Source organism: Spirillospora sp. NPDC046719 (genome assembly GCF_040645715.1).
Lineage (GTDB): Bacteria > Actinomycetota > Actinomycetes > Streptosporangiales > Streptosporangiaceae > Spirillospora.
The window spans coordinates 1-9,909 of record NZ_JBEYYT010000315.1 but is presented as its reverse complement, the minus strand read 5'-3'; the positions used below and the strand labels follow the sequence as shown (position 1 = coordinate 9,909).

Sequence of the window (9,909 nt, the reverse complement as noted above, 5' to 3'; positions counted from 1 at the left end):
TTTCGGGAGCCCCCGCGGGCGGCGCGGGCACCCCCCCCCGCCCCGCGCGGGGGCCGCGCGCCCCGCGCCCCCGGGCCCCGGGCGCGCAGGGCGGCGCCCCCCGGGCCGAGCAGCCACTTGTAGCCCGAGCACACCAGCCAGTCGACGTCGCCGGCGGGCAGCGGCAGCCATCCGGCGGCCTGCGTGGCGTCCAGCAGGATCCGGGCGCCGTGCGCGCGTGCGGCGGCGATCAGGTCGTCCATGGGGGCGATGCGGCCGTCGGCCGACTGCACCGCCGACACCGCGACCACGTCGACGTCCGGTCCGGTCTCCTCGGCGACGCGTTCCAGCGGCACCTCCCGCACCGCCAGGTCGGGGCGGGCCAGGAACGGGAACAGCAGCGAGGTGAAGTCGCCCTCGGCGACCAGGACGCGGGCGCCGGCGGGCAGCGACGCCGCCACCAGCCCGACGTGGTACGACGCCTGCGAGCCGACGGCGACGCGGCTCGCAGGCAGCCCGACCAGCCGCGCGAACGCCTCGCGGGACCGGGCGACGGCGTCGTCGAGGTCCACCGGCACCAGCAGCCCCGCGGCGCGGTCCCGCTCGGAGGCGAGCATCGCCTCGTGCGCGGCGCGCGGCGGCAGTCCGTAGGTGGCGGTGTTGAGGAAGGCGACGCCCGCGGTGAACTCCCGCTGCGCGTCGTGCACGGAAAGGGTCATGTCCCGATGGTCGTGCACGCACCACCCATAGGACAAAGTACGGTTCTCTGGGTGACCCATAAGTCCGGTTGATATCTTGCGGGGATGCTTGATCTGCACCGCGGGCGGATCCTGCGGGAGGTCGCCCGCCTCGGCTCGATGACGGCCGCCGCGCGGTCCCTCGCCTACACCCAGCCGGCGGTGTCGCACCACATCGCCCGGCTGGAGGCCGAGGTCGGCACGCCGCTGGTGGTGCGGCACGGGCGCGGCGTCCGGCTCACCGAGGCCGGCCGGATCCTGGTGGAGCACGTCGAGGACGTGCTGGCCCGGATGGACGACGCCGAGGAGCAGATCGCCGCGATCGCCGGGCTGCGCGCCGGGCGGGTGCGGATCGCGGTGTTCCCGACCGCGGCGGCGGCGCTGCTGCCCGCCGCGCTCGCGGGCCTGCGCGCCCGCGCCCCCGGCGTCGCCGTCACCCTGATGGACGCCGAACCGCCGCAGGCGCTCGCGGCGCTGCGCGCGGGCGAGGCCGACGTGGCGGTGGTGTTCCACCACGAGCACCTGCCGCCCGACCGCGACGCGCGGTTCCGGGAGGTGGAGCTGTGCCGCGACCCGATCCGCGTCGCGCTGCCCGCCGCGCATCCGCTCGCCGCCGGGCCCGTCCGGCTGGCGGACCTGGCGGACGAGACGTGGGCGTCGGGCTGCGCGCGCTGCCGCGAGCACCTGACGTGGGCGTGCGGGCGAGCGGGGTTCGTGCCGCGGATCGCGTTCGCCACCGACGACCACGTCGCCGTGCAGCGGCTCGTCGCGCACGGCCTCGCGGTCACCGCGCTGCCGGGACTGGCGCTCGGCCTGCACTCCGAGCCGGGCGTGGCCGTCCCGCCGGCGCCCGATCTCGGCAGGCGCCGCATCGCCGCGCTCGTGCCGGCGGGGCCGCGCCCGCCCGCGGTCGCCGCGCTGCTGGACGAGCTCGCCGCGGTCGCCCCGCCCGCCGCAACCGGCGACGGGAGCCGCACGGTCGAGACGGCCGGCGCGGGTGAGGCGGGGAACACGGGTGACGCGGGTGACCTGGGGGACCCGGTCAGGACAGGTGGCGGTGCAGGTCGGTGAGCCGCGTCGCCGCCTTCAGCACCGCCTCGGCCAGCTCCGGCATCCGGTCGTCGCCGAACCGCACCGACGGGCCCTGCAGCGCGACCGCCGCGAACGTGCGGCCCGCGCCGTCGCGGACCGGCGCCGCCACCGCGCGGACCCCGGCGAGCCGCTCCTCGTCGTTGACGGAGTAGCCGCGCTCGCGGATCCGCGCCAGCTCGGCCTCCAGCTCCGCGCGGGTGGTGAGCGTGGACGGGGTGAACCGCCGGTACGGCTCGTCCATCGCGATCTGCTCGTCCCCGAACGCGAGCAGCGTCTTGCCCATCGCGCAGGTGTGGATGGGGTTGCGGTCGCCGGGCGGCTGGTCGTAGCGCAGCGGGTGCGTGGAGGGCAGGTGCAGCAGCACCGCGACCTCGTCGCCGGCGCGGACGCCGAGGCTGACGGCCTCGCCGGTGCCGTCGCGCAGCGCGGTGAGCTCCGGCTGCAGCAGCGTGGTGCCCATCCGCTCCAGCGCCAGCCGCCCGAGGATCGCGGCGGTGGGGCCGAGGAAGTACCGCTCGGTCTGCGGGTCGCGGCCCAGCATGCCGGTGGCGTGCAGCGCGTGCACGATGCGGTGCGCGGTGCTCACCGACAGCCCCAGCCGGTGCGCGATCTCGGTGGGGGTCTGGCGGGCGGCGTCCTCGAAGGTGCGCAGCACCGCGACCGACCGGTCCACGGTCTGCGTGCCCGGTTTCGGGCGGTGGCCGCCCGGTTCCGGCGTTCCGGCGGGCACCGCGCTCATCCGTCCTGCGGCCGCGGGGCCCACAGGCTCGGCAGGTTGACCACGATGCCCTCCTGCGTGCTGCGGGCGATCACCACGACCGCCTCCTCGTCACCGGACGGGTTCTCCTCGCGGTGCGGGACGTAGGGCGGGACGAACACGTAGTCGCCGGGCCCGGTCTCCACCCGGACCTCCCGGTCCCCCTCGGCGAACACGAACACCGGATGGCCCGACACGACGTAGATCGCTGTCTCGGCCTCGCCGTGGTGGTGGTCGCCTGAGCTGGTCGCCGGCGGGACGTGGGTGCGGCCCATCCACAGCCGCTCCGAGCCCACGGTCGCGCCGGAGATCGCCTCGAACCGGCGCATCCCGGAGGTCTGGGCGGTGTCGGAACGCACCTGCGACCCCCGGACGTGCTCGATCCTCCCGTGCCAGGCCGCCGTTCCCCGCGTTTCGGTCTCGTCCGTCACGCGTCCCATCCTCGCACCGGGCCGGCGGTCGCGCCGACCGGGGGCGCCCCGCCCCGGCGGACGCGGCGGCCCCGGCGGGCGTGGGATAGTGGGCGCGTGGGATCCGCGACGATGACCCCGGCCGCGACGATGAGCCCCTCCCCGAGGGTGACCGCACGCCACGGCGTGGGGTTCGCCATGAACCCGTGCGCGAGCCTGCTGCGGCTGTACGCCGAGCACGGCCCGGTCGTGGCCGTCGGGACGCGCCGCAAGCCGTTCGTGCACCTGTTCGGCCCGGACGCCAACGCGTTCGTGTTCGCCAACTCCGGGCTGTTCCGCTGGCGGGAGGCGTTCGACCTGCTGGTGCCGGTGAACGGGGAGACCGCGCTGATCGTCAGCGACGGCGCCGACCACCGCCGGCGGCGCCGCCTCGTCCAGCCGGCGTTCCACCACCGCCGCGTCGACGGGTACGTCGCCCGCATCGCCGCCAACACCGACGCCGCGCTGGCGTCCTGGACGCCCGGCCGCACGCTGGACGCCTACGCCGAGCTGCGCGGCGTCATCCGCCGCAGCACCGTGGAGGTGCTGTTCGGCGACCGGCTCGCCGCCGACGCCGAGGTCATCGGCCGCGGCCTGCAGATCGCGCTGGCCGGCATCGACCGCAACTTCGTGGCGCAGATGATGCTGCGGGCGCTGCCCAACCCGTACTGGCGGCGCGTCACCGCGTCCCGCGCGGCGGTCGCGCGGCGGGTGGACGAGGAGATCGAGCGGCGGCGCCGCGAGGGCGGCGAGCACGACGACGTGCTCGGCATGCTGATGGCGGCCCGCGACGACGACGGCGCGGGCCTGACCCGGCAGGAGCTGCAGGACCAGGTCATCAGCCTGATCTCGGCCGGATACGACACCACCAGCGCGGCGATGGCGTGGGCGGTGTACGCGCTGCTGGTGCATCCGGAGGCGGCCGAGCGGGCCCGCCGAGAGGTCGCCGAGGTGCTCGGCGACCGTTCACCAGAGGCCGCCGACCTGCCGCACATGCCGTACCTGGACGGGGTGGTGCAGGAGACGCTGCGGCTGTTCCCGCCGGCGGTGCTGAGCGCCCGCGTCCCCGTGGAGGACTTCGCCTACGCCGGCCACCGGATCCCGGCGGGCGCGATGGTGCTGTACTCCCCCTACGTCACCCACCGGATGCCGGAGGTGTGGCCGCAGGCGGGACGGTTCCGGCCCGAGCGCTGGATCCCGGGCTCGGACCTGCACCGCCCGACGACCCCGTCGACGTTCCTGCCGTTCGGCGGCGGGCCGCACCGCTGCATCGGCTCCACGCTGGCGACCGTCGAGATCAAGACGATGCTCGCCTGCCTGCTGCGCCGCACCCGGCTGCGGCTGGTGTCGGACGCGGTGACGCCGACCAGCGTCACCGCGATGCGGCCCCGCGGCGGCCTGCCCGTGCGCGTCCTGCCGGCCTGACCGCGCACGGGCCGTTCCCCCGGCTCGTCCTCCTGCTGGCTCGCCCTTCTACTGGCTGCGCAGGCAGGCGCAGAACGGGTGCCCGGCCGGGTCGGTCAGCACGCGCCAGCGGTCGCCGCCCGGCTGGAAGTCGGGCGTGCCGCCGCCCAGCTCGGCGACCTGCGCCTCGGCCTTGTCGAGGTCGTCGACGTAGAAGTCGAGGTGGTACTGCTGGGGGCGTTCCCCGGTCGGCCACGTCGGCGCCTTGTGGTCGGCGACGCCCTGGAAGTAGAGGTTCTGCCCGCCGGGCAGGGCGACGGCCGCCGCCTCCGGGGTGTCGTAGGTGACCTCGCCGCCGGTGAGCGTCGCGTAGAACGCGGCGAGCTTCGGCGGTTCCGGGCAGTCGATGTTGATGGCGATGAACTCGGCGATACCGGACATGTATGTACTCCCTGGTCGTTCAAGGTCGATGCGTCCAGCATTCCAGGAGAGACTGACACCTTCTGTCAGGTACGCCGGAGAAGATCGCCGGGCGCCGCGGGCGGGGGGCGGGGGCGCTGAAACCCTTTGCGGCATCGCGCGGCGCGGTGCTTTGATCGCGCGGTGTTCATGATGAGCTTCCTGCGCGAGTTCGGGACGTGGAACTGGACCTGCGAGTTCGACGACCCCGTCCTGCGCGGCGCCGACGCCGCCATGGGCACCGCGGCGACGCCGCAGGAGTTCGAACGAGCGTTCCTGGTGCTCCTGCGCAGCGAGGACACCGTCGCGATCGGCGCCGCGCTGGACTACTACGACCGGGCGCGCACGACCAGCCGGTTCGGCGAGGACAGCCCGTTCGAGGCGCACCGGGACGAGGTGATCGCGCGGGCGCGGGCCCTGCTGCGGCAGCCTCCGCGCCCGGCCGACGAGCGGGGCGCGGCGGGCGCCAACCACGCCAGCGCCCTGTCGGTGCTGAGGAACGAGGCCGGTCCGCAGGACGCCGAGCCGATCCTCGCGATCCTCAGGGCCGCCCCGCCCGGCGGCGTCGACGGCGACGCCCTGAGCGCGGCCGGGCTCGCGCTGAACGCCGTGCCCGTCCCGCACGCGGGCCTCCTCGCGCTGGTCATCGGCATCGCCGGCGACCGGTCGCGGGACCCGGGCGAACGCCGCGACGCGCTCAGGGCGCTCCCCGACGCCCCCGCCCCCGAGATCACGGCCCTGCTGCTGGAGGCGATCGGCGACGAGGACCCCGACGTCCGCCTGGACGCCGCCGCCGCGCTGTGCCGCGGGCCGCGCTTCTACGCCCACCGCCGCCGTCTGGAGGACTTCGTCGCGACGTGGCCGGAGGATCGACGGCCCTGGGGCGTCGCCGAGGCGCTGTCGGAGGGCCGGCACAGCCTGTACTGGACGGGCCACGAACTCGACGGTCCCCGGCTGCGCGAGGCGCACCGGCAGTTGCGCACGCCCACCGGCGAGGCCGCCCACCGCCGGGCGTTCCGCACCCTCCTGCACAGCGGGCGGACCGCCGCGGTCGGCATCGCCCTGGACCACTTCACCATGGCCGATGGTCTGACCCGCTTCGGCATGGACGTCGAGCGCTACACGGACGACGTCCTGGCGCTCGCCCGCCACCTGCTGCGGCTGCCTCCGCGCGAGGACGGCGCCGTCCACGCCAGCGCCTGGGGAGTGCTCGCGGAGCACGCCGGGCCCGCGGACGCGCCGCTGATCGCCGAGGCGCTGCTGGACACGCCCGTGCTCGACCGCGCCGTGCACGCCGCCGGCCGCTGCCTGGAACGCTGGACGGTCCCGTCACCGGAGATCGTGCGGGCCCTGGAGACGCTGATCTGCGATACCGGCAGGAGCCTGGACGACCGGGAGGACTGCGTGACCGCGCTGTTCGACCTTCCCTCGCCGGACGTCACCGCCGTCCTGCTCCGGGCGGTCCGCTCTCCGGAGCTGCCGATCCAGATCGAGGCGGCCGTCGGCCTGACCTTCGACCATCTCCTCGACGACCACCGCGACCTGCTCGCCGACGTCGTCGCGTCCTGGCCGCAGGACGCCGGGTACCGCGCCGGCATCGTCCGTTCCGAACTGGCGCGGGAGCGCCCCTCCCGGAGCAAGCCGGCCTAACGGGCGGCCGGAGCGGCGGCCGCGCTCATGGCGGGCCGCCCGGATCGGTGCGGGCCGGTGAACCGCCGGTCCGCGCGCCGGTGGGGGTGGGGCCGGCGGTGGCGCGGGTGAGGCGGGCGCCGACGGCGGCGAGCCGCTCGGCGAGCTCCGGCGGTTCCACGACCTCGAAGTCCAGGTCGAGGTAGGCGATGCGCAGCGCGGTGTACTCCAGCGAGTCGGGCGCGGTGCGCAGCACGCAGGTGCGCTCGTCGACCGGTTCGACCTCGTCGCCGGTGACGCGGAACCGGTCGATGAGCTCCTCGGCGGAGGCGTGCACGGTCAGCACCGCCGGCCGCACCGGCCGCGACCGGGCCAGCGAGCGGGTGACGAACGCGGCGGCGTCGGCGGCGGGCAGGTCGCGGGGCGGGCAGCGGACGCCGGTGGGGTGCGGGCGGGCGACGCGGTCGACGCGGAACGTCCGCCAGTCGCCGCGTCCGGTGTCGAAGGCGACCAGGTACCAGCGGCGCCCGGCCGTCACCAGCCCGTGCGGGTCGGCGAGGCGGGAGGTCTCGGCGCCGCCGCCGTCGCGGTAGGCGAACCGGATCCGCTCGCGGTCGCGGCTCGCGGCGGCCAGCACGGTGAGGGTCTCGGGGTCCACGGCGGGCCCGGCGGGCGGCCCGGTCAGCGGGGTGGTGGCGGTGTGCAGGGCGTTGACGCGGCGGCGCAGCCGGGCGGGCAGGATCTGCTCCAGCTTCGCCAGCGCCCGCACCGACGCCTCGCCGATGCCCTCGACCGCTCCCCCGGCGGCGCCGCGCAGCCCGACCGCGATCGCGACGGCCTCCTCGTCGTCCAGCAGCAGCGGCGGCAGCGCCGTGCCGGCCTCCAGCCGGTACCCGCCGACCTTGCCGAGCGTGGCGTGCACCGGGTAGCCGAGGTCGCGCAGGCGCTCGACGTCGCGGCGGACGGTGCGGACCGTCACGCCGAGCCGCTCGCTCAGCTCCGGGCCCGTCCATTCGCGGCGGGTCTGCAGGAGGGACAGCAGGTGCAGCAGTCGCGCCGAGGACATGCCGCCAGTATGCCCGCCAATGAGGACCGTTCCCGACCTCATTGCCGCCTAGCGTGGCCGGCATGAACGGCGACGACATCATCATCAGCAGGGCACGGGAGAACAACCTCAAGGACGTCTCGCTGCGCATCCCCAAAGGACGCCTCGTGGTGTTCACCGGGGTGTCGGGGTCGGGCAAGTCGTCGCTGGTGTTCGGGACCGTCGCGGTGGAGGCGCGGCGGCAGCTGGCCGAGACGTTCGGCTGGTTCGCCCGCGACCGGATGCCCAAGCACGAGCGGCCCGACGCCGACGCGATCGAGAACCTCGCCCCGGCCGTCGTCGTGGACCAGCGGCCCATCGGCGGCGGCGCACGCTCCACGGTCGGGACGGCGTCGGAGATCAGCCCGGTGCTGCGGGTGCTGTTCTCCCGGCACGGCACCCCCAGCGCGGGCGAGGCGTCCGCCTACTCCTTCAACGACCCGCGCGGGATGTGCCCGCAATGCGAGGGGCTCGGCCGCGTCACCCGCGTCGACCTGGACCGCTTCCTCGACACCGGCAAGACCCTGAACGAGGGCGCGGTGAACTTCCCGCCGTTCGGCGTCGGCACGTTCGTGTGGCAGCTGTACGCCGAGTCGGGCCTGTTCGACCCGGACAAGCCGCTGCGCGACTTCACCGCCGAGGAGTGGGATCTGCTCCTGCACGGCAAGGGCTTCCGCGTGAAGCGGCTGAACCGGACCGGGTCGCTCGGCAGCAACGCCTACGAGGGCCTCGTCGAGCGGTTCGACCGCCTCTACATCAAGCGGGACCTCGACACCCTGAAGGGGACGGTGCGGGAGGCGGCGCGGCGGGTCGTCCGAGAGGACGCCTGCCCCGAGTGCGGCGGCGCCCGGCTGAACGCGGCGGCGCGCGCGTCCCGGGTCGCCGGGCGGACGCTGCCGGAGATGTGCGCGCTGGAGATCGGCGACCTGATCGCGGTGCTGGAGGGCGTCACCGGCCCGGTCGCCGGGACCGTCGCGGGGGCGGCGGTCGCGCGGCTGCGGCGGCTGGAGGAGATCGGCCTCGGCTACCTCAGCCTGGACCGGGAGACCCGCACGCTGTCGGGCGGGGAGGCGCAGCGGCTGAAGGTCGTCCGGCACCTCGGGTCGAGCCTGACGGGGATGACGTACGTGTTCGACGAGCCGAGCGCCGGGCTGCACCCGCGCGACGTGGACCGGCTGGTCGCGCTGCTGCGGCGGCTGCGCGACAAGGGCAACACCGTGCTGGTGGTCGAGCACGATCCGGACGTGGTCGGCGCCGCCGACCACGTCGTCGACATGGGGCCGGGCGCCGGTGCGCACGGCGGCGAGGTGGTGTTCACCGGGACCGTCGCCGCGCTCCGCGACGCCGGCACCGCGACCGGGCGGGCGATGCGCCGCGTCGTCCCGGTGAAGGAGGCGTTCCGGGAGCCGTCGGGGTGGCTGGCGGTGACGGGCGCGAACGCCCACAATCTCGACGACGTCACCGTGCGGTTCCCGACCGGGGTGCTGACGGCGGTGACGGGCGTGGCGGGGTCCGGCAAGAGCAGCCTGGTGATGGACGAGTTCGCGGCCCGCCACGAGCACGCCGTGGTGGTGGACCAGTCGGCGATCACCGCGTCGCGGCGCTCCAGCCCCGCCACCTTCCTCGGCGCGATGGACCCGCTGCGCCGCCTGTTCGCCCGCGCGAACGGGGTGGACGCCGCGCTGTTCAGCCACAACTCGGCGGGCGCCTGCCCGGAGTGCGACGGCGCCGGCGTCATCCGCACCGACCTGGCGTTCATGGACCCGGTCACGGTGCGATGCGAGGCGTGCGGCGGGCGCCGCTACCGCCCCGACGTCCTGGCCCACACGCTGCGGGGCCGCTCCATCGCCGACGTCCTGGAGACCCCCGCCGAGCAGGCCCTCGGGCTCTTCACCGGCGACGACCCGGCCGAGCGGACGATCGCCGCGCGGCTGCGCGCCCTCGTCGACGTGGGCCTCGGCCACATGGCGCTCGGCCGCCCGCTGTCGTCGCTGTCGGGCGGGGAGCGGCAGCGGGTGAAGCTGGCGGCGCGGCTGCACCGCACCGGCCAGCTGTACCTGCTGGACGAGCCGACGACCGGCCTGCACACCGACGACGTCGCCGGGCTGCTGGCGCTGCTGGACCGGCTGGTGGACGCGGGCAACACCGTCATCGTCGTCGAGCACGACCTGGCGGTGGTCAAGCACGCCGACTGGGTGGTGGACCTCGGGCCGGGCGGCGGCCGGCGCGGCGGCCGCGTGGTGTTCGAGGGCACCCCCGCCGCGCTGGCGGACGCGACGGGTTCGGTCACCGCCGACTTCCTGCGCCGCTCGCTCGGCG

At 75.7% G+C, this 9,909-nt stretch carries 9 protein-coding genes; 4 read left to right on the top strand and 5 right to left on the bottom strand.

What is annotated here, in order from left to right; all coding sequences use genetic code 11:
- Window positions 1–698, bottom strand: a 698-nt coding sequence (locus ABZ914_RS36585) for an aminotransferase class V-fold PLP-dependent enzyme (protein ID WP_500198919.1), incomplete at its 3' end; no start/stop codon positions are given.
- 84 nt (window positions 699–782) lie between these two features.
- Between ABZ914_RS36585 and ABZ914_RS36580 the strand changes: the two genes are divergently transcribed.
- Entirely contained in the window at window positions 783–1,787 is a 1,005-nt protein-coding gene (locus tag ABZ914_RS36580) for a LysR family transcriptional regulator (RefSeq protein ID WP_500198917.1), read from the top strand.
- Here the strand turns inward: ABZ914_RS36580 and ABZ914_RS36575 are convergent.
- Together ABZ914_RS36575 and ABZ914_RS36570 are read right to left on the bottom strand one after the other, a co-directional pair.
- Entirely contained in the window at window positions 1,759–2,547 is a 789-nt protein-coding gene (locus tag ABZ914_RS36575) for an IclR family transcriptional regulator (protein WP_500198915.1), read from the bottom strand. The two genes, ABZ914_RS36580 and ABZ914_RS36575, sit on opposite strands and share 29 nt — an antisense overlap.
- Window positions 2,544–2,996, bottom strand: coding sequence for a cupin domain-containing protein (locus ABZ914_RS36570; protein ID WP_500198914.1), 453 nt, complete (start codon window positions 2,994–2,996; stop codon window positions 2,544–2,546). The genes ABZ914_RS36575 and ABZ914_RS36570 overlap by 4 nt, the downstream gene beginning before the upstream one ends.
- A 96-nt stretch (window positions 2,997–3,092) precedes the next feature.
- Between ABZ914_RS36570 and ABZ914_RS36565 the strand changes: the two genes are divergently transcribed.
- A complete protein-coding gene (locus tag ABZ914_RS36565) occupies window positions 3,093–4,439 on the top strand; it encodes a cytochrome P450 (RefSeq protein WP_500198912.1) in 1,347 nt (448 codons plus the stop codon).
- A gap of 48 nt (window positions 4,440–4,487) precedes the next feature.
- Here ABZ914_RS36565 and ABZ914_RS36560 read toward each other — a convergent pair whose 3' ends face one another.
- Window positions 4,488–4,859 (bottom strand): VOC family protein, encoded by a 372-nt coding sequence (locus ABZ914_RS36560; protein WP_500198911.1) that lies wholly within the window; start codon window positions 4,857–4,859, stop codon window positions 4,488–4,490.
- 162 nt (window positions 4,860–5,021) lie between these two features.
- Here ABZ914_RS36560 and ABZ914_RS36555 point away from each other — a divergent pair, with 162 nt between their 5' ends.
- Window positions 5,022–6,527, top strand: coding sequence for a HEAT repeat domain-containing protein (locus ABZ914_RS36555; RefSeq protein ID WP_500198909.1), 1,506 nt, complete (start codon window positions 5,022–5,024; stop codon window positions 6,525–6,527).
- A gap of 25 nt (window positions 6,528–6,552) precedes the next feature.
- On the opposite strand, the gene ABZ914_RS36550 is transcribed toward ABZ914_RS36555, so the two are convergent.
- Entirely contained in the window at window positions 6,553–7,572 is a 1,020-nt protein-coding gene (locus tag ABZ914_RS36550; protein ID WP_500198908.1) for a helix-turn-helix transcriptional regulator, read from the bottom strand.
- A 62-nt stretch (window positions 7,573–7,634) separates the two neighbouring features.
- On the opposite strand from ABZ914_RS36550, the gene ABZ914_RS36545 reads away from it, so the two are divergent.
- A partial coding sequence (locus tag ABZ914_RS36545) for an ATP-binding cassette domain-containing protein (protein ID WP_500198907.1) occupies window positions 7,635–9,909 on the top strand: 2,275 nt, incomplete at its 3' end.

Bases quoted from the DNA above. Each gene is read 5' to 3' on its own strand.
- ABZ914_RS36560 (WP_500198911.1), bottom strand. From the start codon at position 4,859: ATGTCCGGTATCGCCGAGTTCATCGCCATCAACATCGACTGCCCGGAA.
- ABZ914_RS36575 (WP_500198915.1), bottom strand. From the start codon at position 2,547: ATGAGCGCGGTGCCCGCCGGAACGCCGGAACCGGGCGGCCACCGCCCG.
- ABZ914_RS36580 (WP_500198917.1), top strand. From the start codon at position 783: ATGCTTGATCTGCACCGCGGGCGGATCCTGCGGGAGGTCGCCCGCCTC.
- ABZ914_RS36550 (WP_500198908.1), bottom strand. From the start codon at position 7,572: ATGTCCTCGGCGCGACTGCTGCACCTGCTGTCCCTCCTGCAGACCCGC.